Raw genomic sequence first — 24,388 nt, forward strand, 5'->3', positions numbered from 1 at the left:
GCCGAGGTCAGTGCCCCCGCGCGATCCATTCTTCAAGGTGCGGAGCTTCCGCCCCGATCGACGTCGGATCACCGTGGCCGGTGCGCACCACCGTGTCCGCGGGGAGCGGCAGGAGCCGGCTCCGGATGGATTCGATGATGGTGGGGAAGTCGCTGAAGGAACGCCCTGTGGCCCCCGGGCCGCCCTGGAACAGCGTGTCGCCGCTGAACACTGTGGCTTCAGATTCAGGGCCTGCGCCGGCCAGGAGGAAGCACACGGACCCGGGCGAATGGCCGGGGGTGTGGAGTGCCACGAGCGTGGCCCCCGCGACCTCGAACGTGGCGCCGTCGGCGATGTCGCCGTCCGGTTCGGTCCCGGGGAAGACCCGCTCCCAGAGCATCCAGTCGTCCCGGTTCAGGTACACCGGCGCGTTCACGAGCGTCCCGACCTCGCGGACGGCGCGAATATGGTCATCGTGGCCGTGCGTGAGCAGGATGGCCGTGACCTTCCGGCCCGCGACGGCGGCGACCACGGCGGCGGGATCGTGGGCGGGGTCGATGATGACACATTCGGCGTCATCCCCGACGATCCACACGTTGTTCTCTACGTCCCAGGTGCCGCCGTCGAGCGAAAACGTCCCGGCGGTGACCAGCCGGTCGATCCGGATGCCTACAGAGCCGGCGTTCACAGTTCGACCACCGAGCGCAGCACCGCTCCGGCATGCATCTTACCGAAGGCCTCTTCGATCTGGTCGATGGTGATCCGCTCCGTCACGAAGGCGTCCAGGTCCAGCTTGCCCTGCCGGTAGAGGTTGATGAGCATGGGGAAGTCGCGCGAGGGCAGGCAGTCGCCGTACCAGGATGACTTCAGCGCGCCGCCGCGGCCGAACACATCCAGCAGCGGCAGTTCCAGGGTCATGTCGGGGCTGGGCACCCCCACCAGGACCACGGTGCCGGCGAGGTCACGGGCGTAGAACGCCTGCTTGTACGTTTCAGGCCGGCCGACGGCGTCGATCACCACGTCGGCGCCGAAGCCGCCGGTCAGTTCCCGGATCGCCTCGACAGGGTCGCCGGCGGAGGAGTCCACCGTGTGGGTGGCGCCGAGGTCCTTGGCGCGCTGGAGCTTCTTGGCGTCGATGTCGACGGCAATCACCGTGGTGGCGCCAGCGAGCGCCGCGCCGGCGACGGCCGCCACGCCCACCCCGCCGCAGCCGATCACGGCGACCGAATCGCCGCGCTGGACGTTCCCGGTGTTGATCGCGGCGCCGATGCCGGCCATGACACCGCAGCCGAGTAGGCCGATCGCGGCGGGGTCGGCCTCGGGGTCCACCTTGGTGCACTGGCCGGCAGCGACGAGGGTTTTTTCGGCGAAGGCGCCGATCCCCAGCGCGGCGGTCAGCTCCGTGCCGTCCTCCAGCGTCATCTTCTGGGTGGCGTTGTGGGTGTTGAAGCAGTACTGCGGTTCGCCGCGGCGGCAGGCCCGGCACTCGCCGCAGACGGCGCGCCAGTTCAGCACCACGCGGTCGCCGGGTGCTACCTCGGTGACGTCCGGTCCCACGGCACTGACCACGCCGGTGGCCTCATGGCCGAGAAGGAACGGGAATTCATCGTTAATGGCGCCCTGCTTGTAGTGCAGATCGGTGTGGCAGACGCCGCAGGTGAGGATGTCCACGAGGGCCTCGCCCGGGCCGGGATCCGGCACCAGGATTGTCTCCAGGGTGACGTCGGCATTCTTGGAGCGGACTACTGCGCCTTTGACTTTATGGACCATGGATAAAGCTCCTCTTCTCTGATCGCGGGTTAGCCGCACATCTTGCCTGACAACGGGTTTTCTGGACAACGGGCGGCGGCGCGGCCCCTGGGAGGCCGCGCCGTCGTCGTGTGATGTCGTTTTGGGATGGAGGAAGGGCTAGGCGGCGAGCCGGCTCTTGACCTCGGCTGCGGAGGGGTTCGTGGCGGCCGTTCCGTCCGGGAACAGCACGGTGGGCACGGTGCGGTTGCCTCCGTTGAGCTGCTCGACGAGATCGGCGGTGCCTTCGACTTCCTCGATGTTGATCTCGGTGTAGCCGATGCCCTGCGCGTCCAGCTGTTTCTTGAGCCGGGTGCAGTAGCCGCACCACGTGGTCGAAAACATGGTGATGGTGCCGATTTCGGGGGTAAAGTCCACGAAGTTCTCCTCAAGCTGGTGGTCGGGGCTGGCACGGAGCGCCGGGTCCCCACTGAAGTCGTACGTCACTGTCAATAACCGTACCGCGCCGCCCGCTATTCCCGCACGGCGGTCCGTGATGGCATGCTGAGGGCATGTGTGGACGCTACGTGATGGCCCGGGCCGTCGGAGACCTGCTGGCCGATTTCGACGCCGAGCTCGAAGACGAGGTGGTTATCCCGCCGTCGTGGAACGTCGCGCCCACCGCGGACGTGCCCATCCTGCTCGAACGGCTGGTGGAGGGGGAGCCGGTCCGCCAACTGCACATTGCGCGCTGGGGCCTCGTGCCGTCCTGGGCCAAGGATCCCGGCATCGGGTCCAAAATGATCAACGCCCGCAGCGAGACCGTGCTGGAGAAGCCCGCCTTCCGGAAAGCCACCCGCTCCCGCCGCTGCGCCGTCCCCGCGGACGGCTACTACGAGTGGAAGGGTGAGGGGCGCGGCAAGCAGCCCTACTACGTCCATCCCAAGGACGGTCGGCCGATTGTCTTCGCGGGACTCTATGAATGGTGGAGGGACCCGTCCAAGGCGGAAGGCGACCCGGAGCGTTGGATGCTGTCGACGTCGATCATGACCACCGACTCGCCGCCGGAGGGATACGCCGGGGGAATGCTGTCCGAGCTGACCGCGCTGCATGACAGGGTTCCGCTGCCCATGAACCGCGAGACCATGCAGACGTGGCTGGACCCGCAGGCCGAGGACGCGGCCGGGCTGGTGGACCTGGTCCGGGCCGGGGCGCACGACGTCGCGGAGGGCTGGACGATCGACGCCGTCGGCACCGCCGTCGGCAACGTCAAGAATGACTCTCCGGAACTCATCCAGCCGGTCGGGAACCTGTTCTAGGACGTCCCGGCGTCAGAGCGTCACCGCACCGCCGCCACCGACCGACCAGTCGGGGTTGAAGGCGACTTCCCAGCGGTAGCCGTCGGGATCGGCGAAGTAGCCGGTGTAGCCGCCCCAGGGCTGGGTCTTCGGTGCCGCGACGATGCGGGCTCCTGCGGTTTCGGCCTCGGCCATTACCCAGTCGACTTCCGCCGCGCTGGCCAGGTTGTGGCTCAGCGTGATGCACGCAATGCCGGCAGGGGGATCGGTGGCCGCCTCGGACTGCATCTGTCCCGCGTCCCAGAGGGAGAGGATGAGACCGTGGTTGACCTGGATGAAGAGCACCTCCCCGGGCACTTCCCGGTGGACCGGCCATCCGAGGCCGTCGACGTAGAAGCGGTGCGAGGCGTGAACACTGCGGACACCTAGTGATATGAAGTCGACTCGTGGCTGCATCTTTCGATACTGTCATGCACATGCCCACAAATCACGCAGACGACAAAGCCGCCAAGGCCGACCGCGAACAGCTCGCCGCCGTGCGGGTGGCTGTTGACGAGGTGGACGAGCAGATCGTGTCCCTGATTGGGCGCCGGGAACGGCTGATCCGGATCGCCGGAACCCTCAAGGCGGACAGCGCCGAGGTCCGTGCGCCGGGGCGTGTGGAACGGGTCATCGAACACGTCCGCGCCACGGCGGAAAAGAAGGACATCGACGTCGAACTTGTCGAGAAGACCTACCGGGCGATGATCGATGCCTTCATCACGCTCGAGCTGGAAGTGTACAAGTCCACCTCCTAGCGGGAGCTTAGAGTGCCTCTTCGACAGGCACGTTGGCTTGGTATTCCCGGCCGTCACAATCGCTGAAGGCCGTCATGAGGTGGCCCTTGGGCAGCCCCAGCACCGTGGTGAGCGGGAAATTGCCGGTAATGGTGTTGCCCGAGTGCTCGACCCCCTTGAGGTCGAAATTTTCCTCGGTGCCGTCGTGGCTGAAGCAGTAGAAGGACACGGCCTCGCCGTTCATGAACTCGATCCCCATTCTGCGCTGGTGCGAGTAGTCCGGGGTTGCCGCCAGGAGCCCCACCACATAGGCGCCCTGGCCGGGAATGTTTCCGTCTATATCAAAAGTCGCCACCAAGGTTGAATCCTTGGCGGCGATGCTTACGTGCTTCAGAAGTGCGTTGTGGGAGCTCATGGCTCAATCCTGCTACCTGCACCTGCGTCCGTCCACCCCTGATCTGGGTTTTGACGCCTCTTCCACGTAGACTGGATTTATTCGAATATATGTTCGAACGCCAAGGAAAAAACCCAAGTGAAACCCCTAGGGGAAACCATGGGCAATTGAGTAAGACCTAGGCGTCGCCTGCCGGTACTGGCTTGGCGGCAGTCGGACGGCGCGGGGAGGCAGTATGGGGATGTTCAGCGAGTCCGTAGATGTCGCCTGCACTCCCGCAGGGCAGCCCCTGCGGCTGGACTGGGCGGGCCGGCACTACACGGTCTGCGCGGAACCGGTCCGCTGGTATGAACGCCGGCAGTGGTGGACGGAGGAAGACCGGGCACCGCTCGGGAGCGGCCCGGGCCTGGTGGACCACGAGATCTGGCGGGTCCAGGTGCGTGCCGCAGGTCAGGGCGCGGCGGACTCCACCCTCACCCTTGACCTGAGCCGGCACGTCGGCAGCGGCCGGTGGCGGCTCGTACGAATCCACGACGCCCTGAAGCCCCTCCGGAAGCCTGAAACAGCATGAACTTCACCCACCTGCACGTCTCCACCGCCTTCAGCGCCCACTATGGCGTCTCGTGGCCGGAGGAATTGGCCGCGGCCGCAGCCGCCGACGGCGCCACCGCGCTGGCGTGCACGGACCGTGACGGGCTGTACGGCACCGTCAAGCACCTGAAGGCGTGCATGGCCGCAGGGCTGGATGCGATCGTCGGGGTCGACCTTGCGGTCTTTGACGACGACGGCGACCTCCGCACCCAGCTCGGGGGACGCGTCGTCGTGCTGGCGCACGGACACAACAACGGCGCCGGTTACCGGGCACTGTGCCGGCTGATCTCCGACGCCCACGCCCGCACCTCGGGCAAGGCACAGGGAACGGTACCGGTGGCTGTCACCAGGGCCGAGCTGGCCTCCCGCACGTTGCACCCGGAAACCCTGCAGCCGGTCCTCACGGTGCTGATCGGCCCGGATTCCGACGTCGGGCGCGCCATGGGCGGCCGGCGCTACCTGCGGCCCCGCACGTTGTTCAAACGCTGGCTGGACGCCATGCCCCCCGGGACGCTGGCAGCGGAGGTGGTATCCCAGCTCAGCCCGCCCGGGGAGCCACTGAGCACCGCCCACGCCGTGCGCATGCTCAAACTCGCCGCAGAACACGGGGTGCCTGCCGTGCTGAGCAACGCCGTGCGGTATGTCGCCGAGGACGGCGCGGCCACCGCCGACGTGCTGGACTCCGCCAGGACGCTCAAATCCCTCCCCGAGCTCTCCGCCGCCCCGCTGCTGCAGCCCAACGGGCAGGGCTGGCTCAAATCGGCGGCCCAGATGCTGCAGCTGGGCAAGGAGATCATCCACGCCGCCGGGTACGGCACGGCAGACCTCAAACGGCTCCTCGCCCAAACCGAGGCGCTCGCGGACCGCTGCCGCATGGATCCTGTGGCCGACATGGGCTGGAAGCAGCCCGTGGTCCCGGAAGCGTCCGTGATCGGAATCTCCGGGGATGCGCTCGCGGAGCTGACACTGCGTTGTGAAGCCGGCATCGCCCGCCGGTTTCCGGGGATCTCCGGGCAGCAGGAACAGCAGATGCGGACCCGGCTGGAGCACGAGCTCCGGATCATCGAATCGCTGGGCTTCGCCTCCTACTTCCTGACCGTTGCCGAGGTCTCCCGGATGATCCTGGCCCTGGGCGTCCGTGCGGCCGCGCGCGGGTCGGGGGCCTCCAGCCTGGTCAACTACCTGATCGACATCAGCCAGGTGAACCCGCTCCAGCACGACCTCATCTTTGAGCGCTTCCTCTCCCGTGACCGCGCCACGCTGCCGGACATCGATATCGACGTCGAAAGCGCCGAACGGCACAACGTCTACCGGAAGATCTTTGAGCGCTTCGGTGCCGAACGCGTCACCCTGATGAGCATGCAAAACGGCTACCGCGCTCGCGGTGCCGTGCGGGACGCCGGACTGGCCCTGGGCATGGACGACGGCGAGGTCGGGGAAATCGCCAAGCAGCTGTGGCGTTTCTCGGCCCGGAACTTCCGCGAAGCCCTCGTGGAGAAACCCGAGCTGAAGGAATTCGCGGACCGGGTGGAGCAGCGCGGCATCGGCGAAAACCAGCAGCTGGACCTGTTGGTGGACCTCACGGAACGGCTGGACAGGCTGCCGCGCCATATCTCCATGCACCCGTGCGGGGTCATCCTCGGCGACGCCACCCTGCTGGACCGCACCCCCGTGCAGCCCAGCGGCCTGGGCCTGCCCATGAGCCAGTTCGACAAGCACGACATGGATCCCATGGGCATGCTCAAACTCGATGTTCTGGGCGTCCGGATGCAGAGCGCCATGGCCTTTGCCGTCCGGGAAGTCATCCGGCTCCACCCCTCCAAGGCCGAGGTGGTGGCCGCCGGCGCCCACCCGGCCGGTCCGGACGGGACCGGGCCGGATTACATCGCCGCGGACGGGCACATCGACCTCAACGCGGTCCCGCTGGATGACGAACCCACCTTTGAGCTGATCCGCAGCACCCACACCCTGGGCTGCTTCCAGATCGAATCCCCGGGCCAGCGCGAACTGATCGGCAAGATGGCGCCCCGGGAATTCAACGATCTCATCATTGACATCTCGCTGTTCCGCCCGGGGCCGATGAAATCCGACATGGTCCGGCCCTTCCTGGAGCACCGGCACGGATTTGCCCCCGAGGTCTACCCGCACCCTGACCTCCAGCCCGTCCTCAAAGAGACCCACGGGGTCACCGTCTTCCACGAACAAATCCTCAAGACCTTCGACGTCATGACCGGGTGCGGGCTGGCGCGCGCCGACGAGTTCCGCCGTGCCCTGGGCCACGAGGTGCAGGAAGGGAAGGTAGAGGAGTTCTTCCGGAAGGAGGCCCGGGCCAGGAACTACAGCCCCGAGGTGGTGGACAAGGTCTGGGGCACCCTGAAGGCCTTCGGCAGTTTCGGGTTCTGCAAGGCCCACGGCGCCGCCTTTGCCGTGCCCACGTACCAGTCGGCCTGGCTCAAGGCGCACCACCCGGAGGCGTTCCTGGCCGGTCTCTGGGAACACGACCCCGGCATGTATCCCAAGCGCCTCCTCGTGGCCGAGGCCCGCCGGCTGGGCATTCCCATCCTTCCCCTCGACATCAACCGGAGCCAGGCCGAATACCGGGTGGAGCGGGTGGAATCAGGACCGGACCGGGGCAAGCTGGGCATCCGGCTGAGCCTGAACGGCATCTTCGGGCTCTCCGGCGCCGAGCTGAAACGGATTGTGGCCGGGCAGCCCTACGACTCCCTGGCGGACCTGCGCGCCCGGTCGCGGCTGAGCCGGCCCGGCATCCAACGCCTGGCCCAGTTGGGCGCCTTCGATTCCCTGCACCGGGCGTCCGGGGGAACGGCGAACCGGGCGGATCTGGTCCAGCACCTGCAGAAGCTCCAGGCCCGGCCCCACCGTAAAGGCATAGACGTCATCGAGGGCCAGCTGGCGTTGCCGCTGGGGGACGTGGAACTGAAGAACCTGAAGGCGGCGCTGCCCGCACCCACCATGGTGGAGAATGTCCGGGCAGAACTGGACCTCATGGCTGTGGACGTCAGCGAGCACCTCATGACGAGCCACCGCCCGTTGCTGGACCGGCTCGGCGTCACCACCGCGGACCGTCTGCTGGGGCTGCGCAACGGCACAGAAGTGCTCGTGGCCGGGGTGCGGGTGGCCACCCAGACCCCACCCATGCGCGGCGGCCGGCGGGTGGTGTTCATCAGCGTCGACGACGGCACGGGCTGCGTGGATTCGGTCTTCTTCCACGAGGCGCAGGAGCAGGCCGGGTCTTTGCTGTTCGGCACCCGCCTGCTGCTGATCCGCGGCACCACCCGGCGGACCGGACCGCGGGGGATCAGCATCAGCGCCAGCATGGCCTGGGACCTCAGCCGCCCGGAGACCCTGCCGTTCCCGGAGCCGGCAGCGGGGGTCGCCGGTCAGCGCGCGCCCTACCTGTCCGGACCCCTGGGCGGCCACCTGCCAGGCCCCCTGGACGGGATCAGTCGGAACCTCGCCATCACCGGGCTGGGCGGCTGAGGACCCTTCGGCGCAGCCTTCGGTGCGATAAGCGCGGTGTGGCGGCTGCCGCCGTGGCGCGTTGGTTGGCCTCTGGAGAAACCGATAGCATGGACGAGGCTGGCTGTGGTCCCCGTACGCCACAAGCTACGAAGCCTTAACTTTGAATAGGAGACACCCGTGTCAGATGCCCAGCAGATCACCCTTCTCGTCGACGGCGAAGAGACCAAGGTGACTACCGGGACCACCGGCGCGGAACTCTTCTTTGAGCGCCGCGATGTTGTTGTGGCCCGCGTCAACGGCGAGTTGAAGGACCTGGACCAGCCCCTTCCCGAGGGTGCCACGGTGGAGGCCGTCACCATTGATTCCCCGGACGGGCTCAACGTCCTGCGCCACTCCACCGCCCATGTCATGGCCCAGGCCGTGCAGCAGCTGCGCCCCGACGCGAAGCTCGGCATCGGCCCGTACATCACGGACGGCTTCTACTTCGATTTTGACGTCGCTGAACCGTTCACCCCCGAGGACCTCCGCCAGCTCGAAAAAATGATGCAGAAGATCATCAACCAGAACCAGAAATTCGTGCGCCGCGTCGTCACCGAGGATGAGGCCCGCGAGGCGATGAAGGACGAGCCCTACAAGCTCGAACTCCTGGGCAAGAAGAACGACGCCGCCGACGCCGGAGAGGGCGTCAGCGTCGAGGTCGGCGCCGGGGACATCACCATCTATGACAACGTGGACCGCAAGAGCGGGGACAGCCTCTGGTGTGATCTGTGCCGCGGCCCGCACCTGCCGAACACCAAGCTGATTTCCAACGCCTTCGCGCTGACCCGGTCCTCGGCCGCCTACTGGCTGGGCAACCAGAACAACCAGCAGCTGCAGCGCATTTACGGTACGGCCTGGCCCACCAAGGACGCGCTCAAGGCATACCAGGAGCGCATTGCCGAGGCTGAGCGCCGCGACCACCGCAAGCTCGGCGCTGAACTGGACCTGTTCTCCTTCCCGGACGAGCTCGGCTCCGGCCTGCCGGTGTTCCACCCCAAGGGCGGCATCATCCGTAAGGCCATGGAGGACTACTCCCGGCAGCGGCACGTGGATGCCGGCTACGAGTTCGTCTACACCCCGCACATCACCAAGGGCCACCTGTACGAGGTTTCCGGCCACCTGGACTGGTACCGCGAGGGCATGTTCCCGGCGATGCACATCGATGCGGAACTGAACGAGGACGGCACGGTCCGCAAGCCCGGCCAGGACTACTATCTCAAGCCGATGAACTGCCCCATGCACAACCTGATCTTCCGTTCCCGCGGCCGGTCCTACCGCGAACTGCCCCTGCGGCTCTTCGAATTCGGCTCGGTCTACCGCTACGAGAAGTCCGGCGTGGTGCACGGCCTGACCCGTGTCCGGGGCATGACCCAGGATGACGCCCACATCTACTGCACCCGCGAGCAGATGAAGGACGAGCTCACCACCACGCTGAACTTCGTCCTCGGGCTGCTCAAGGACTACGGCCTGGACGACTTCTACCTCGAGCTCTCCACCAAGAACCCGGACAAGTTTGTCGGCGATGACGCCATCTGGGAGGAAGCCACCCGCACCCTCGCCGAAGTCGGCGAGGCCTCCGGGCTTGAACTCATCCCGGATCCGGGCGGAGCCGCGTTCTACGGACCGAAGATTTCGGTCCAGGTCAAGGACGCGCTCGGCCGGACCTGGCAGATGTCCACCATCCAGCTGGACTTCAACCTGCCCGAACGCTTCGAACTCGAGTTCCAGGCCGCCGACGGCACCCGCCAGCGGCCGGTGATGATCCACCGCGCCCTGTTCGGGTCCGTGGAGCGCTTCATGGGCGTGCTGACCGAGCACTACGCCGGCGCCTTCCCTGCCTGGCTGGCGCCCGTGCAGGTAGTGGGCATCCCGGTGGCGGAGGCCTTCAACGACTATATGTTCGACGTCGTGGGCCAGCTTAAGGCGGCCGGCATCCGGGCCGAGGTGGACATCTCCTCGGACCGTTTCCCGAAGAAGATCCGCACGGCCAGCAAGGACAAGATCCCGTTCGTGCTGATCGCCGGCGGGGACGACGCCGAGGCGGGAGCGGTGTCCTTCCGTTTCCGCGACGGCAGCCAGGACAACGGCGTGCCCGTCGCCGAGGCCGTCCAGCGGATCGTCGACGCCGTCCGCAACCGGACCAGCTAGGCCTACGGAAGGGCAGCGCGTGCAGGAATCCACAGGGGCCGGGCCGGAGTATCCGGGCGACCACGCCGTGACGGACGACTTCGGCCTGGCCGGGGTCCCGGACGCTTTCCAGCGCCTGTGGACCCCGCACCGGATGGCGTACATCAAGGGAGGCCAGCACCAGTTCAAGGACCCCAACGACTGCCCGTTCTGCGCCGCGCCCGAACGGGGGGATGAGGACTCCCTGATCGTGTACCGGGGACGCACGAGTTATGTGGTGCTGAACCTCTTCCCGTACAACCCGGGCCACTTGCTGATTTGCCCCTACCGGCACATCCCCGACTACACGGATCTCACCGTCGAGGAAACCGCGGAATTCGCTGAACTGACCCAGACCGCCATGCGGGTTCTTCGGAAGGTCGCCAACCCCACCGGCTTCAACCTGGGGATGAACCAGGGTGTCACCGGCGGGGCGGGCATCGCCGGGCACCTGCACCAGCACGTCGTGCCGCGCTGGGGCGGCGACGGGAATTTCTTCCCCATCATTGCCCAGACCAAGGCGGTCACGCAGACCCTCGGCGAGGTCCGCCAGCAGGTGGCCGACGCCTGGCCGCAGGAGATGCCCGTGCAGCACGAGACCGACGGGGAGCCGGATGCTTAACAGGCACGCGCGCGGGTTTTTTACCGCCCTGTTGTCTCCGGTGGCCCGCTGGCTGCTGAGGATCGGCGTTTCCCCGGACGCCGTCACGGTTGTCGGCACGCTCGGCGTGGTGGTCGGCGCGCTCGTGTTCTACCCGCTCGGGCAGCTCTTCTGGGGGACCGTTTTCATCACGGCGTTCATCTTCTCCGACCTCATTGACGGCATCATGGCCCGGATGCAGCACCGCGGCGGACGGTGGGGCAACTTCCTTGACTCCACCCTGGACCGCGTGGCGGACGGCGCCCTGTTTGCCGGCGTCGCCGTCTGGTTCTTCACCGGAGGCGCCAATCCGCCGGTCGCCATCGCCGCCGTCGTCAGCCTGGTCCTGGGCATGGTTGTCTCCTATGCGCGGGCGAAGGCCGAAGCGCTCGGTTTTCATGCCAACGTCGGCATCGCCGAGCGCGCCGAGCGCCTTGTCTCCGTCCTGGTGGTCACGGGACTCACCGGCCTGGGCCTGCCCGCCGTGGTGCTGTTCGCGACGCTGTGCCTGCTCGCAGCCGCGAGCCTGGTGACAGTGATTCAGCGCATCGCGACCGTCCACCGGCAGTCACTGGCGGATCCGGACGGCAGCGCCTCCGAACGGGCCGCCTGAGGGTGCCTCGCGCCGCCCCGGCGGGTGCGTCGAATCGCCGCCGGCGGGCGGGATGCGGCTGCTGTCATCAGAATTCTGCCGTGCCCCGGCCGGGGGCTAGTATTAGCTTTACCGGCCAATGGATCCGGTAATCCGGTGTGTGCGAGACGCGGCATGAACGTGCCGTTCGCGCCCCGGCGAGGTCATCTATCTACCCATAGGGGTTTTTGTGTCTACACCTGATGTAAGCAGCGAAGCCGGCGCGTCCGCGAAGAACGTCACGGGCAGCAACCGCGTCAAGCGCGGCATGGCGGAGATGCTCAAGGGCGGCGTCATCATGGACGTCGTCAACGCCGAGCAGGCCCGCATCGCCGAAGACGCCGGTGCCGTGGCCGTGATGGCGCTGGAACGTGTTCCGGCCGATATCCGCGCCCAGGGCGGCGTGTCCCGTATGTCCGACCCCGACATGATCGACAAGATCATCGCGGCCGTGTCCGTACCCGTCATGGCCAAGGCCCGGATCGGCCACTTCGTCGAGGCGCAGGTCCTGCAGTCCCTCGGCGTCGACTACATCGACGAGTCGGAGGTCCTGACCCCGGCCGACTACACCAACCACATCGACAAGTGGAACTTCACCGTTCCCTTCGTCTGCGGTGCCACGAACCTCGGCGAGGCCCTGCGCCGCATCAACGAGGGCGCGGCGATGATCCGGTCCAAGGGTGAGGCCGGCACCGGCGACGTCTCCAACGCCACCACGCACATGCGCCAGATCCGCGCCGAGATCAAGAAGCTCGCCGGCATGCCCGAGGATGAGCTCTACGTCGCCGCCAAGGAACTGCAGGCCCCGTACGAACTGGTCAAGGAAGTTGCCGCCACCGGCAAGCTCCCCGTGGTGCTGTTCACCGCCGGCGGCATTGCCACCCCGGCCGACGCCGCCATGATGATGCAGCTCGGCGCGGACGGCGTGTTCGTCGGCTCCGGCATCTTCAAGTCCGGCAACCCGGCCCAGCGTGCCGCCGCCGTCGTGAAGGCCACCACCTTCTATGACGACCCGGACGAGATCGCCAAGGCCTCCCGCGGCCTGGGCGAGGCCATGGTCGGCATCAACGTCGACGAGATCCCGCAGCCGCACCGCCTCGCCGAGCGCGGCTGGTAGCGTTCGCGCCTTTGGGGGCCCCGGACGGCGCTGATCCTCTGCGTGCTATTCCCCGCGCCGTGTTGGCAGCTGAGAGGCTGCTCGGGGCGCGGGGCCCCTTTTACGCACGCTGCCGGATCACACCGCCCGTCGCCTTGCGCTCCTGATTGAACGAGTCCGGCCCGTCACCTCTCGAGGTGGCGGGCCGGCGTCGTTTGCGTTCTGAAGGGTTAGTCCAGGCCGCGGCGCTTGAGCAGCGGCTGGAGGTCCGCGTCGCGGCCGCGGAAGGCGCGGAACGACTCCAGCGGGTCCCTGCTGTTCCCCCGGGACAGCAACTGGGCCCGGAAGAAATCGCCGTTGGCGCGGCTGAGGCCGCCGTGTTCCTTGAACCATTCCACGGTGTCAGCGTCCAGGACCTCGCTCCAGATGTAGGAGTAGTACCCTGCGGCGTACCAGCCGCCCGCGAAAATGTGCTGGAAGTAGCCGGTCCGGTAGCGCGGCGGGATCAGGCTGTGGGCGATCCCGGCCGCGGCCAGGGCCTTCGCCTCGAATTCGACGGCGTCGTCCGGGAGGTCGGAGCCGTCCAGGACATGCCAGGCCAGGTCCAGCAGGGCCGCGCCGAGGTATTCGGTGGTGCCGAAGCCTTCGCCCCAGAGCTGCGCGGCGTTCAGCTTGTCCACGGTCTCCTGCGGGAGGGCCTCGCCGGTTGCGTGGTGCCGGGCATAGTTGGTCAGGACCTCGGGCCACATGATCCACATTTCGTTGACCTGCGACGGGTATTCCACGAAGTCCCGCGGCACGTTCGTACCGGAAAACCGCGGGTAGGTGACGGCGGAGAACAGGCCATGGAGGGCATGGCCGAACTCGTGGAACGTGGTGCGGAGTTCGTCCAGCGTCAGCAGGGTGGGCTCGCCGGATGGCGGCTTGGAGATGTTTAGGTTGTTGATCACCACCGGGCGGGTGTTCAGCAGCCCGGACTGCTCCACAAGAGCGTTCATCCAGGCGCCCCCGCGCTTCGTGTCGCGCGTGTAGTAGTCGCCCAGGAACAGGCCGAGGTCCGTGCCGTCGGAATTTTTTACCTCCCAGACGCGCACGTCCGGGTGGTAACCGGCGAGATCCGCGCGTTCATGGAAGGTGATGCCGTACAAAGCGTTCGCCGCGAAGAACACGCCGTCGTTCAGGACCCTGTCCAGCTCGAAATACGGGCGCAGGGCCTGCTCGTCCACGGCGTACCGCTCACGCTTGACCTGGGCCGAATAGTACGCCCAGTCCCAAGCCTCGAGGGGATGCCCGGCGGCCTCGCCCAGCGCCTCGGCCTCGGCATCGGCGTTGCGGACGGCGGCCGGGGCCAGCCGGCTCATCATGGCCTGAACGGCCTGGAAGTCCGGTGCCGTCTGCCGGTCCACGCTGAGCTCAGCAAAATTCGCGAACCCCAGGAGGGCCGCCTTCTCGGCGCGGAGCCGGACCATGTCCTTGACCAGGTCCAGCACGTCGAAGCGCCCGCCGTCGCTGCCGCGTCCGATTGAGGCCTCGTAGAGCCGCCGGCGAACATCCCGGTTCGACAGGACGGCCAGGGCGGGTTGGTTGCTGGGCTGGATCAGGGTGAGCAGGAATTTGCCCTCGTGCCCGGCGGACCGGGCTGCCTCGGCGGCGCTGGCGATGTCGTCGTCAGGCAGGCCGGCGAGGTCGGCGGCGTCGTCCAGCAGGAGGGCCGCGGACTTCATGCCCTCCTTGACGCGCTGGCCGAACTCGGTGCCGAGCCGGGCGAGCTCGGCGTTGACCTCTTTGAGGCGCGCCTGGCCGGCGTCGTCCAGCTGGATACCGGAGGCCCGGAACTCCTTGAGGTATTCCTCCACGAGCCGTGCGGACTCCGCGTCCAGGACCGTGGAGTCCAGGGCGGCGAAGCGTTCGTACAGCCCGCGGTTGAGGTAGACGGCGTCCTGGTGGGCGGAGAAGAGCGGGGAGAGCCGGGTCTCGAGCTCGCGGATGGCATCCGAGGCGTGCGCGGAGACCAGCGTGAAGAACGCGGCGGCCGCACGGTCCAGGAGCCGGCCGGAGCGTTCCATGGCCAGGGCGGTGTTCTCAAACGACGGCGCCTGCGGGTCGGCCACAATCGCCTGGATTTCGGCAAGGTGCTCAGCCAGGCCGGCCTGAACGGCGTCGGCGTAGTGCGCGTCTTCGATCTCCGCGAATGGCGGCAGGCCGTAGGGCAGGGTGCTGGGACTCAGGAGGGGATTGGTCATGGAGTGACTCTTCCACGCAGAACCTGGGTTCTCAATGACCGGCCCCGTGTGTTGTGATGAGGCCCACGTAGGATGGTGCCCAAGAAACCGCCGATGTCCAGGAACCTATGAGGGGAACATGTGGAGACGTTGAACGAACGACGCCGGGCGGTCGCCGTTCCCGGGGCCGTCCTGGCTGTGTTCGAGTTTGGCCCGGAGCCGGGCCCGGGCGTGCCCACCCTACTTCTGGTGCACGGCTACCCGGACGACCACCGCGTGTTCCTTCCGGCCATCCGCGAACTGGCGCGGACCCATCACGTGGTGGCCTATGACACACGGAACGCGGGCGCCTCGGCCGTCAACGACCCGGACGGGGACTATTCGCTGACGACCCTTGTGGACGATGCCTTCGCCGTGCTGGCCGGGACAGGCGCCGGGGCAGTGCATCTGGTGGGCCACGACTGGGGCTCGATCCAGGGCTGGGCTGCGGTGCAGGACCCCAGGGCGCGCGGCCGGATCAGCCGGTACACGAGTATTTCCGGGCCCGATCTGGGGCACTTCTCCCGCTGGGTCCGGGCACGTGCCCGGGACCCGCGGGCTTGGCCGGAGCTGGGCGGGCAGCTGCTGCGCAGCTGGTATATCGGGGCGTTCCTGGTCCCGGTCCTGCCCGAGGCCGCCTGGCGCCTGTTCCTCACCCGCCGGTACGAAAGAACGGCCAAGCGCGACGTCGGCAATGATCCGGTCCGCGGGCTCGCCCTGTACCGGACCAACTTCGGCGGCCGGCGGAAGCCGGCCGCCAGGGCCCGGGTGAACATTCCCGTGCATGTGGTGGTCCCGTTGAAGGATCCGTTCCTCTCGCCGGCCCTGGTGGAGGGGCTGGAGTCGTGGGTGGACGATGTGATCGTCACCAGGGTTGACAGCGGCCACTGGTGGCCGGCCACCCGGCCGGCCGACTTCGCGGCACTCCTGCGGCAGTCGGAGGAAACGCCGTAGGGCGGCGCCATGGCGGGGGCATCCGGGCGGGATCGGGCACCGCGGAGCGGGGTATTCCGCAATGGGATGGAATACGTGACGTGGGGCCGGGGCGCCAAGTCCCTGCTCTACGTCCAGGGCGGCCCGGGGAGTGTTGTGCCGCACGGGGTGCTGGGGGGACTGTTCCGGCGGGAGCTTGATCCCTATCTGGACGCCGGCTACGCCGTCTGGATTGTCACCCGCCGGCGGAATATGCCGGCGTCGCACACCAGCGAGGACATGGCCGACGACTACGCTCACATGATTGCGGAGGAGTTCGGCGGCCGAGTCGATCTGGTGCTGGCCAAGTCCTTCGGCGGGATGATCGGGCAGTGCCTGGCCGCACGCCATCCGGAATCCTTCGGGCGCATCGCCCTGGTGGCCACGGCAGCCGAGCTCAGCCCGTGGGGCAAGGATGTGGATCACCGAATGGCCGCCGCCGTCGCGGCCGGAGACCTAGGCGGCGCCGGGACCGCCCTGATGGAGTACGTCCTCGCGGGGCCGCGGACCCGCTGGCTGCGGGAACTGCTGGGACCCGTGGTCGGCAGGCGCGTGCTGGGCCGCCACGGCTGCCCGGCCGCGGATGTGCTCACAGAAGCCCGGGCCGGGGTGGCTTTGGACGCGCGGGCGGTGCTGCCGCTCATCCGTGGGCCCGTTTTGCTGCTCTGCGGCGGCCGGGACGCGTTTTTCCCTAGGAAGGTCGCGGAGGAGACAGCGGGACTGATTCCGGACTGCACCCTCATTGTCTATGAGCGGCGGGGCCACCTCCGGACGGGATCCAGCAGGCATGTCCCGCGTGATGTCCTGGCCTTTCTCCGGGCCCGATAATGGCATCTTCGAGCCTCCCGGGCCCGGGGAAGGGCTGGAAATCCGGGCGGTGCCCCGACGGTGACGAGGCGATGACGGCGCGGTGACTTGGCGAGTCCCGCAACCCCCGTCCATCCGCTGCCGGGCGACCCGCCGGCTTCCGGCTACCCGGCGTCGAGCCGGAGCGTCATGAAGACGCTGTGGGGGTCCGGCGCGTAGTCGGCAAACGGCGGGCAGGCCGCGAAGCCGTGCCGTTCGTACAGCCGCCGCGCGGGAGCGAAGAACTCCTGGCTCCCTGTCTCCAGGTACAGCCGCCGGTACCCTGTGGTCCGGGCCTCCGCCAGGAGGTGGCGGAGCAGCGCCGAGGCGACGCCCCGCCCGCGCGCCCATTCCGCGGTGCGCATTGACTTGATCTCGCCGTCGCCGGGGGACAGGCGTTTCAGCGCCGCGCAGCCCAACAGCCGGGAGTTCTCCCGGGCTGTCCAGAAGCCGACGTCGGGTCCGGCCAGCGCGGCAGGCTCCAGCGCGTGGACGCTTTCCGGCGGGGAGGTCGCGTACATGTCGGCCAGGTGTCCGGCCAGGAACTGCCGCACATCGTCCCGCTCAGGGGTGTCGCGCCCAATCAGGATCATGCCGCCGGGCGTGTCTGCCAACGGACTCAGCGCGGCCGCCGGGCGGCGTGTTCACGCGCCAGCACCGCGTACGAGTCGTCCGGAGTGCCCGGCGTAAAGCTGCCGTATTTGCGTTCGACGGCGGTGCGGATCAGGAAGTCGGCCAGCGCCGGGTTCTTGGGCAGCAGCGAGCCGTGCAGGTAGCTCGCCACGATGTTGCGGTAGCGGGCGCCCTCCTGGCCGTCGGCGCTGTTGTTGCCGGTGCCCTTCGCCGTGGTTCCGAGCGGCTCGACGCCGGGTCCGAGCGTGGTCTGCCCGCTGTGGTTCTCATAACCCAGGATGTCCCCGAACTCGGGGGAGGAGACGGTGACGTTGCCGATCAGGCGTTCGTCGGTGCCGTGGGTCTCCACATCCAGGACGCCGATGCCGGGAATGACCGAGCCGAGCCGGGTCTTGAAGAACTTCCCGAACAGCTGGTACAGACCGCAGATCACGAGCATCGGGGTCCCGTTTTCGGCCAGTTCCTTCAGCGTGGATTCGCGCGAGAGGAGGTCGTCCTGGATGACGAGCTGTCCGCTGTCCTGTCCGCCGCCGCCGACGATGAGGTCCACGTTGGCCGGGAAGGGGTCGCCGACGTTGTATTCGAGCAGCTCCGGCGTGTAGCCGTGCCAGCGCAGCCGCTGCGCGAGGACCAGGGCGTTGCCCCAGTCGCCGTAGATGTTCATGTCCCGCGGGTAGAGCTGCAGGACCCGGATGGTCCCCTTGCTGGGGGCGGCCGGCTCTTCGGGCGGGAGTTCGTGCCCGAAGGAGAGCTCGTGCGCGGGTTCCGGGGACTGGGGGGTCATGAGACCACCTCTACTGTGGTGATTTTGGATAGCTCGCGGCGGATGGCGAGCATGGCCGTGTAGGTGCAGAAGATCCGCTTCGGCTTGCCCTGGGCGCCGCGGATGAACGCTGCCAGTGCCGGCGCGATCTCCGTGTCGACGGCGCCGATGGCGACGTCGTCGTACTGCAGCCGCAACGCCATGTCGTAGGCGCGGGAGCCCGTGAGCTGGTCCACGCCGCCGTCGCGCAGGGTGTAGAATTCGACGTCCCACAGCCAGGACATGTCCCGTCCGTCGGCGTAGTTGTCGTTGATGGCGATCATCGTGGCGTAGCCGGCCGCCGGGAACGACTTCAGGCCGAGCCGGAACCCGCTGGGGTTCTTGACCAGCACCAGCTCCAGCGGCAGGCCGTCGACCACCAGGCTTTCGCCGCGGCCAAACGCCGGCGCCACCTTGGCCAGCGCCGCGAGCAGCCCGGCCTGGTCAGTGCCCGTGCCGCGGGCGGCCGAGATCGCCCGGGCCAGGGTCAGCGCGGCGGCGGCGTTGAAGATGTTGTAGACGCCGCGGAGCTTCATGGCCGTGGTGACCGTTCCGCCGTCGTACTCAAAATCCGCGTCGTCCACGCCCACGCGGCGCAGCACGACGTCGGCGTGCGGCTTGGCGGGGGCCGGCGGCACGGGGCTGCCCGGGGCGGCGCGCATTTCGTCGTCGTTGGGGAAGGTGCTCAGCAGGGAGTCGTCCAGTCCGAAGTAAAGCACCTCGGGCCCGTCGAGGGTCCCGGCGATCCGGGCGACGCGGGGGTCTTCGCGGTTCAGGACCACGGTCCCGGTGGTCTTGGACGCGATGTGCTGAAGCAGCTCGGCCGTCTTGTCGATCTCGCCGAAACGGTCCAGCTGGTCGCGGAGGACGTTGAGCAGGAGGCTGTACCTCGGCGGGACCTTGTTCACGAAGTGGACGGCATGGGCCTCGTCCAGTTCCAGGATTGCGACGTCGGCATCCAGCCGGCCCCGCCAGTCCACCTCGCCCAGGAGTGCCGCGGCCACGCCGCGGGTGAAGTTGCTGCCGGTGCGGTTTGTGAAGACCTTCAGCCCCTGGCTCTCCAGCAGCTCCACCACCATTTTCGTGGTGGTGGTCTTGCCGTTCGTGCCACTGACGACGGCGACCCCCAGCGGCAGGCTGGACAGTGTCCGCTGCATAAAACCGGGATCGATTTTTTCGACCACTAGCCCGGGAAGGGCCGAGCCTCCGCCCCTGAGCCGGGAGACCCGGCGGACGAGCTTGCCGAGCGGAACGCTGTAGTAAAGCATGCTCTGTAATATATCCCAGCGGAGGCATGGAACCGGGACAGCCGGGCCCGGCGCATGCATCCCGGGCCGGCGCGGCGCATTATGCTGTGGGGATGACCTCCCCCTCTCTTTCCCCTGTTTCCCGCGTGGGAACAGGTCTCCGGATCGGCGTCCTGGCGCTCCAAGGCGATTTCCGGGAGCATCTGCACGCTGTGGAATCCGCCGGCGCCGCCGGCGTCGGAATCCGCCGCCCCGCCGAACTTGACGGCCTGGACGGGCTCATCATCCCCGGCGGCGAATCGACCACGATCGACAAGCTGTCCCGGATCTTCGGGCTCCGCGAACCGCTGCGCGAACGCATCCAGGCGGGCCTGCCCGTCTACGGCTCCTGCGCCGGAATGATCCTGCTGGCGGACGAGATCGCGGACCCGGCGATGGACCTGGCCGGAAACCCGCAGCAGACCTTCGGCGGCCTGGACATCACCGTTCGCCGCAATGCCTTCGGCCGGCAGCGCGAGTCCTTCGAGACGGACCTCGACTTCGGGGGGCTGGACTTCAGCGCCGCCGGCGGTGTGGTGGCCCCGGTCCACGCCGTCTTCATCCGCGGTCCCTGGGTGGAGCGTGTGGGCGACGGCGTCGAGGTCCTCGCCCAGGTGGAACCGTCCAAGGCCGGTCACCCCGAGTCGCTGGACGGGACGGCTAGAATTGTTGCTGTGCGTTCCGGCCAGCTGCTGGCCACCTCCTTCCACCCGGAAGTAACGGGGGAGAAGCGCGTGCATGAACTGTTTATTCGAATGATCAGAGGAGAAGCGTAAAGCATGTCAGGCCACTCCAAATGGGCGACGACCAAGCACAAGAAGGCGATCCTCGATAGCCGGCGGGCCAAGTCCTTCGCCAAGCTGATCAAGAACATCGAAGTCGCCGCGCGCATGGGCGGCCCGGACCTCTCCGGCAACCCGAGCCTGGAACTCGCTGTCACCAAGGCCAAAAAGACCTCGGTGCCCGCTGACAACATCGACCGCGCCATCAAGCGCGGCGCCGGCCTCACCGGCGAGGTCGTTGACTACACCGAGATCATGTACGAGTGCCGCGGCCCGCAGGGTTCGGCGCTCCTGATCGAGTGCCTCACGGACAACAAGAACCGCGCCGCTTCCGAGGTCCGGCTCGCCATCTCCCGCAACGGCGGCACGATCGCGGACCCCGGGTCGGTCAGCTACCTCTTCAGCCGCAAGGGCGTCGTCTCGCTGCCGAAGAACGGCCTGAGTGAGGACGACGTGCTGATGGCCGTCCTGGACGCCGGCGCCGAGGAGGTCAAGGACAACGGGGACAGCTTCGAGATCCACTCCGAGCCCACCGACCTGCAGGCCATCCGTGACGCGCTCAAGGAAGCCGGGATCGAGTACGACACCGACGAGGCCGAGTTCGTGCCCTCGATGCAGGTGCCGCTGGACCTCGACGCCGCCAAGAAGTTCATGAAGCTCGTGGACGCCCTGGAAGAACTCGACGACGTCCAGAACGTTTACAGCAACGCGGACCTCAGCGACGAAGTGCAGGCCGCACTGGAAGCGGAGTGACCCTGTCACCTCGCCGGGACGTTGAGGCCCGGTCTTGACGGCCCCGCCGTGACGCTGCGCGTCCTGGGGGTTGATCCGGGCCTCACCCGTTGCGGCATCGGCGTCGTGGACGTCGAAAAGAACCGCCGAGCCACCATGGTGGCCTTCGGCGTCGTGGGAACTTCACCCGAGGAGAGCCTGGACCAGCGGCTTCTCGTCATTGCCACATCCATCGACGAGTGGCTGGACAAGTACGAGCCGCACGTCCTGGCCGTGGAACGGGTCTTTTCCCAACTCAACGTCAGCACCGTCATGGGGGTGGCGCAGGCTTCCGGGGTGGTCATTGCGGCCGCCGCGCGCCGCGGCATCCCGGTGGCGCTGCACACGCCGTCGGAGGTCAAAGCCGCCGTCACGGGAAGCGGTACCTCCAACAAGGATGCCGTCACCAAGCTGGTGACCAAGATCCTCCGGCTGGACGCGCCGCCGCGCCCCGCCGACGCCGCCGATGCCCTGGCCTTGGCCATCACCCACGCCTGGCGGTCAGGAAGCGGCACTTCCCCCAAGGAGGCAGTGACCACGGGGCCGGGCAGCCAGTCCCTTACCCCGGCCCAGCGGGCGTGGGCCGACGCGGAGGCAAAAGCGCGCCGTGCCCGCTGAATGTCGGCCCCGCTTGCTAACCTATTCGTAGATATGTTCGGATAGCCGGGTTGCTCGCATGTATACGCGCTGCACGTATAAACGCTGCTTGTACAAGCGCCGTCTGTATATGCGCCGCCTGTAAATCCGCTGTCTGTATGTTCGCCGTCGTATTTTTCGCTGTCATCCCAGGAGCCCGGCCTTGATCAGTTTTCTTCGCGGAACCGTTGCGCACGTTGGCCTGTCCTCGGCCGTGATCGACCTCAACGGCGCCGGCATGAGCGTCAACGCCACGCCGCAGACCCTCAGCGGGCTCCGTGTAGGGGACGAGGGGAAGCTGTTCACGTCCCTGATTGTGCGGGAGGACTCCCTGACCCTCTTCGGCTTCGCCAGCGATGACGAGCGGGAAGTGTTCGATGTCCTGCTCAGCGTCAGCGGCGTCGGTCCCCGGCTCGCGCTGGCCGTGCTGGCCGTCCACGAACCGGAAGCCATCCGGGTCGCCGCCCACTCCGGCGACGGCAAGGCCTTCACGAAGGTCCCAGGCATCGGGCCGAAGGTGGCCGGGCGGATCGTGCTGGAACTCGCCGGCAAGCTCGTACCGCACGGCACCGCCGGCGCGGCCGGTGCGGCCGCCCCCCTGGCTTCGGCGGAATCCGTGTGGAAGCCGCAGGTCATCGCGGCGATGACCAGCCTCGGCTGGTCCGAAAAGGATGCCGCCGCCAGCATCGACAAGTCCCTCGCCGATTCCCCCGACCTCGCCGCGAACGGCAATGTGGCGGAGATCCTCCGCGCGACGCTGCGCTGGCTGGGACAGGACGGCGCCCGCGCCGGAAACCGGGTAGGCGCGCGTGGCTGAGCCGTCGATCGTCTCCGGCGGCGAGGAGCCGGAGGAACGCGCCATCGAAGCCGCCCTGCGGCCGAAGAACCTGCACGACTTCGTGGGCCAGCACCGCGTCCGCAAGCAGCTGTCCCTCGTCCTGGAAGCCTCGCGCATGCGCGGCCGCAGCGCGGACCACGTGCTGCTCTCCGGGCCGCCCGGCCTGGGCAAGACCACGCTGTCCATGATCATCGCCGCCGAGATGAACGTCCCGTTGCGGATCAGCAGCGGCCCGGCCATCCAGCACGCGGGCGACCTCGCTGCGATCCTGTCCTCACTCTCCGAGGGTGAGGTTCTGTTCCTTGACGAGATCCACCGCATGTCCCGTCCGGCCGAGGAAATGCTGTACATGGCCATGGAGGATTTCCGCGTCGACATCGTCGTCGGCAAGGGGGCCGGCGCCACGGCCATCCCGCTGGAACTGCCGCCCTTCACCCTGGTCGGCGCCACCACGCGGGCCGGCCTGCTCCCTGGGCCCCTGCGTGACCGCTTCGGTTTCACCGGCCACCTTGAGTTCTACTCCGTCGAGGAGCTGGAACTGGTTTTGCGCCGTTCGGCCGGTCTGCTGGACCTCAAGGTCAACTCGGCAGGCTTCAGCGAGATCGCCGGACGGTCCCGGGGCACGCCACGCATCGCCAACCGGCTCCTGCGCCGGGTCCGGGACTGGGCGCTGGTGCACGGCCTCGAGCAGATCGACGCCCGGGCGGCGTCCGCGGCGCTGGACATGTACGAGGTGGACAAGCGTGGCCTGGACCGGCTGGACCGTGCCGTTCTGGAGGCCCTCATCACAAAGTTCGGCGGGGGACCGGTGGGCCTGTCCACACTTGCGATCGCCGTCGGCGAGGAAACAGAAACCGTGGAAACGGTCGCCGAGCCGTACCTCGTGCGGGAGGGACTGTTGGGCCGGACCCCGCGGGGCCGCATCGCCCTGGCGCCGGCCTGGACGCACCTGGGCTTCGCCGTTCCCGCCGGTGTGTTCGGCCAGGACCCGCTGGAACTGTTCCAGGCCGACGAGCTGGACGACAGTACGCTGAGCTAATCCGGCGGCGGACTCGGTGGCGAAACGGGTCCGGAGCCGGTCCGCAACCGCCGCTAACACTCTTCCTTCAGCTTTTCCCTTTAGACTGGTATGACGCTCGGCACGTTCGGGTTTGTTTCCGTGGGTGGAGAGCAGGTGGCCGCCGGCGGTTGGGGGATGGTCTCGCTGCCAGCTTGCTGTGCAGAGTCCTGCCCGCGCCGCCCGGAGCAAATGGACGTTGCTGAAAAACAGCTATGCAAGTACAGAACGGAACTTTCCCCTTGGATCCAATGACAATTCTCCTGTTCGTGATGCTTGGCGTGTTCGTCTTCATGATGTTCCGCCGCAACAAGAAAACGCAGCAGCAGCAGGCGCAGCTCCAGTCGAAGTTCGGCCCCGGCGTCGAGGTCATGACGAGCTTCGGGCTGTTCGGCCGGATCGTCAACATTGACGAAGCGGAGAACAAGGTCACGCTTGAGCTTTCCCCGGGCAACACGGCCACCGTGCACCGCCAGGCCGTCACCAAAATTGTGGAGCCCGTGGTTGCGGCCGAGGAGCCGACCGTTGTTCCCGACGACGCGTCCTCGCTCACCACGGAAAAGGTGACCGCCGAGAACACGGACAGCGCCGCCGCGCTCAACGACGCGCCCAGCGCTGAAACTCCCGAGGAAACCCTGCGCCGCCTCAACGACGAAGGCAAGAAAGACAGCTAGTCTGCCTAA

The 24,388-nt window shown here is 67.7% G+C and carries 25 protein-coding genes; 16 read left to right on the forward strand and 9 right to left on the reverse strand.

The genetic code is table 11. The features are described from left to right. Window positions 1-7: 7 nt before the first annotated feature. The 3 genes from AB4Y72_RS00240 to AB4Y72_RS00250 form a co-directional block, all read right to left on the reverse strand. Window positions 8-667 (reverse strand): MBL fold metallo-hydrolase, encoded by a 660-nt coding sequence (locus tag AB4Y72_RS00240; protein WP_441424173.1) that lies wholly within the window; start codon window positions 665-667, stop codon window positions 8-10. Then, window positions 664-1,749, reverse strand: a complete 1,086-nt coding sequence (locus tag AB4Y72_RS00245; RefSeq protein ID WP_441424174.1) for an S-(hydroxymethyl)mycothiol dehydrogenase — start codon at window positions 1,747-1,749, stop codon at window positions 664-666. Before AB4Y72_RS00245 ends, AB4Y72_RS00240 begins: the two co-directional genes overlap by 4 nt. 138 nt (window positions 1,750-1,887) lie before the next feature. Then, the gene (locus AB4Y72_RS00250; RefSeq protein ID WP_223987332.1) at window positions 1,888-2,145 is read right to left on the reverse strand and encodes a mycoredoxin; all 258 of its coding nucleotides are present in this window, start codon (window positions 2,143-2,145) and stop codon (window positions 1,888-1,890) included. Between the two features lie 134 nt (window positions 2,146-2,279). Here AB4Y72_RS00250 and AB4Y72_RS00255 point away from each other — a divergent pair, with 134 nt between their 5' ends. Further along, window positions 2,280-3,026 carry an SOS response-associated peptidase gene (locus AB4Y72_RS00255; RefSeq protein ID WP_441424175.1) on the forward strand — a complete coding sequence of 249 codons (747 nt, stop codon included), beginning with the start codon at window positions 2,280-2,282 and terminating at the stop codon, window positions 3,024-3,026. Between the two features lie 12 nt (window positions 3,027-3,038). Here AB4Y72_RS00255 and AB4Y72_RS00260 read toward each other — a convergent pair whose 3' ends face one another. Then, window positions 3,039-3,461, reverse strand: a complete 423-nt coding sequence (locus tag AB4Y72_RS00260; RefSeq protein ID WP_441424176.1) for a VOC family protein — start codon at window positions 3,459-3,461, stop codon at window positions 3,039-3,041. 14 nt (window positions 3,462-3,475) lie between these two features. On the opposite strand from AB4Y72_RS00260, the gene AB4Y72_RS00265 reads away from it, so the two are divergent. Next, a complete protein-coding gene (locus AB4Y72_RS00265; protein ID WP_441424569.1) occupies window positions 3,476-3,802 on the forward strand; it encodes a chorismate mutase in 327 nt (108 codons plus the stop codon). Window positions 3,803-3,809: 7 nt separating this feature from the next. On the opposite strand, the gene AB4Y72_RS00270 is transcribed toward AB4Y72_RS00265, so the two are convergent. Next, window positions 3,810-4,196 (reverse strand): hypothetical protein, encoded by a 387-nt coding sequence (locus AB4Y72_RS00270; RefSeq protein WP_441424177.1) that lies wholly within the window; start codon window positions 4,194-4,196, stop codon window positions 3,810-3,812. Between the two features lie 214 nt (window positions 4,197-4,410). On the opposite strand from AB4Y72_RS00270, the gene AB4Y72_RS00275 reads away from it, so the two are divergent. The 6 genes from AB4Y72_RS00275 to pdxS all read left to right on the forward strand — a co-directional run bounded on the left by AB4Y72_RS00275 (window position 4,411) and on the right by pdxS (window position 12,842). Then, entirely contained in the window at window positions 4,411-4,746 is a 336-nt protein-coding gene (locus tag AB4Y72_RS00275; RefSeq protein WP_441424178.1) for a DUF6504 family protein, read from the forward strand. Then, the gene (locus AB4Y72_RS00280) at window positions 4,743-8,267 is read left to right on the forward strand and encodes a DNA polymerase III subunit alpha (protein ID WP_441424179.1); all 3,525 of its coding nucleotides are present in this window, start codon (window positions 4,743-4,745) and stop codon (window positions 8,265-8,267) included. Before AB4Y72_RS00275 ends, AB4Y72_RS00280 begins: the two co-directional genes overlap by 4 nt. 159 nt (window positions 8,268-8,426) lie before the next feature. Next, window positions 8,427-10,436 carry a threonine--tRNA ligase gene (gene thrS, locus AB4Y72_RS00285; RefSeq protein ID WP_441424180.1) on the forward strand — a complete coding sequence of 670 codons (2,010 nt, stop codon included), beginning with the start codon at window positions 8,427-8,429 and terminating at the stop codon, window positions 10,434-10,436. Between the two features lie 19 nt (window positions 10,437-10,455). Then, window positions 10,456-11,076 (forward strand): HIT family protein, encoded by a 621-nt coding sequence (locus tag AB4Y72_RS00290; RefSeq protein ID WP_441424181.1) that lies wholly within the window; start codon window positions 10,456-10,458, stop codon window positions 11,074-11,076. Continuing rightward, window positions 11,069-11,707, forward strand: a complete 639-nt coding sequence (gene pgsA, locus AB4Y72_RS00295; protein WP_441424182.1) for a phosphatidylinositol phosphate synthase — start codon at window positions 11,069-11,071, stop codon at window positions 11,705-11,707. Before AB4Y72_RS00290 ends, pgsA begins: the two co-directional genes overlap by 8 nt. 208 nt (window positions 11,708-11,915) lie before the next feature. After that, entirely contained in the window at window positions 11,916-12,842 is a 927-nt protein-coding gene (gene pdxS / locus AB4Y72_RS00300) for a pyridoxal 5'-phosphate synthase lyase subunit PdxS (protein ID WP_441424183.1), read from the forward strand. A gap of 209 nt (window positions 12,843-13,051) precedes the next feature. Here the strand turns inward: pdxS and AB4Y72_RS00305 are convergent, their stop codons facing one another. Beyond that, on the reverse strand, window positions 13,052-15,064 hold the full coding sequence (locus tag AB4Y72_RS00305) for a M3 family metallopeptidase (protein ID WP_441424184.1): 2,013 nt from the start codon (window positions 15,062-15,064) through the stop codon (window positions 13,052-13,054). Between the two features lie 120 nt (window positions 15,065-15,184). On the opposite strand from AB4Y72_RS00305, the gene AB4Y72_RS00310 reads away from it, so the two are divergent. Together AB4Y72_RS00310 and AB4Y72_RS00315 are read left to right on the forward strand one after the other, a co-directional pair. Beyond that, on the forward strand, window positions 15,185-16,036 hold the full coding sequence (locus AB4Y72_RS00310; RefSeq protein WP_441424185.1) for an alpha/beta fold hydrolase: 852 nt from the start codon (window positions 15,185-15,187) through the stop codon (window positions 16,034-16,036). Window positions 16,037-16,102: 66 nt separating this feature from the next. Then, window positions 16,103-16,882 (forward strand): alpha/beta fold hydrolase, encoded by a 780-nt coding sequence (locus AB4Y72_RS00315; RefSeq protein ID WP_441424186.1) that lies wholly within the window; start codon window positions 16,103-16,105, stop codon window positions 16,880-16,882. A gap of 143 nt (window positions 16,883-17,025) precedes the next feature. On the opposite strand, the gene AB4Y72_RS00320 is transcribed toward AB4Y72_RS00315, so the two are convergent. The 3 genes from AB4Y72_RS00320 to AB4Y72_RS00330 are packed head-to-tail and all read right to left on the reverse strand — an operon-like array spanning window position 17,026 to window position 19,603. Next, window positions 17,026-17,493, reverse strand: coding sequence for a GNAT family N-acetyltransferase (locus AB4Y72_RS00320; RefSeq protein WP_441424187.1), 468 nt, complete (start codon window positions 17,491-17,493; stop codon window positions 17,026-17,028). A gap of 26 nt (window positions 17,494-17,519) precedes the next feature. Next, window positions 17,520-18,317, reverse strand: coding sequence for a type 1 glutamine amidotransferase (locus AB4Y72_RS00325; protein ID WP_441424188.1), 798 nt, complete (start codon window positions 18,315-18,317; stop codon window positions 17,520-17,522). Beyond that, window positions 18,314-19,603, reverse strand: coding sequence for a MurT ligase domain-containing protein (locus tag AB4Y72_RS00330; RefSeq protein WP_441424189.1), 1,290 nt, complete (start codon window positions 19,601-19,603; stop codon window positions 18,314-18,316). The genes AB4Y72_RS00325 and AB4Y72_RS00330 overlap by 4 nt, the downstream gene beginning before the upstream one ends. A gap of 92 nt (window positions 19,604-19,695) precedes the next feature. Between AB4Y72_RS00330 and pdxT the strand changes: the two genes are divergently transcribed. The 6 genes from pdxT (at window position 19,696) to yajC (ending at window position 24,379) form a co-directional block, all read left to right on the forward strand. Beyond that, complete coding sequence (gene pdxT / locus AB4Y72_RS00335) at window positions 19,696-20,397, forward strand: pyridoxal 5'-phosphate synthase glutaminase subunit PdxT (protein ID WP_441424190.1); 702 nt, start codon at window positions 19,696-19,698, stop codon at window positions 20,395-20,397. A gap of 3 nt (window positions 20,398-20,400) precedes the next feature. Beyond that, window positions 20,401-21,156, forward strand: a complete 756-nt coding sequence (locus tag AB4Y72_RS00340; protein ID WP_018773179.1) for a YebC/PmpR family DNA-binding transcriptional regulator — start codon at window positions 20,401-20,403, stop codon at window positions 21,154-21,156. Between the two features lie 48 nt (window positions 21,157-21,204). Further along, complete coding sequence (gene ruvC, locus AB4Y72_RS00345; RefSeq protein ID WP_441424191.1) at window positions 21,205-21,792, forward strand: crossover junction endodeoxyribonuclease RuvC; 588 nt, start codon at window positions 21,205-21,207, stop codon at window positions 21,790-21,792. Between the two features lie 181 nt (window positions 21,793-21,973). Continuing rightward, window positions 21,974-22,627 (forward strand): Holliday junction branch migration protein RuvA, encoded by a 654-nt coding sequence (gene ruvA, locus AB4Y72_RS00350; RefSeq protein ID WP_441424192.1) that lies wholly within the window; start codon window positions 21,974-21,976, stop codon window positions 22,625-22,627. Continuing rightward, window positions 22,620-23,687 (forward strand): Holliday junction branch migration DNA helicase RuvB, encoded by a 1,068-nt coding sequence (gene ruvB, locus AB4Y72_RS00355; RefSeq protein WP_441424193.1) that lies wholly within the window; start codon window positions 22,620-22,622, stop codon window positions 23,685-23,687. Before ruvA ends, ruvB begins: the two co-directional genes overlap by 8 nt. Window positions 23,688-23,956: 269 nt before the next feature. Further along, a complete protein-coding gene (gene yajC / locus AB4Y72_RS00360) occupies window positions 23,957-24,379 on the forward strand; it encodes a preprotein translocase subunit YajC (RefSeq protein ID WP_441424194.1) in 423 nt (140 codons plus the stop codon). The last annotated feature ends 9 nt before the right edge of the window (window positions 24,380-24,388 follow it).

The organism is Arthrobacter sp. YAF34 (assembly GCF_052113245.1).
Lineage (GTDB): Bacteria > Actinomycetota > Actinomycetes > Actinomycetales > Micrococcaceae > Arthrobacter.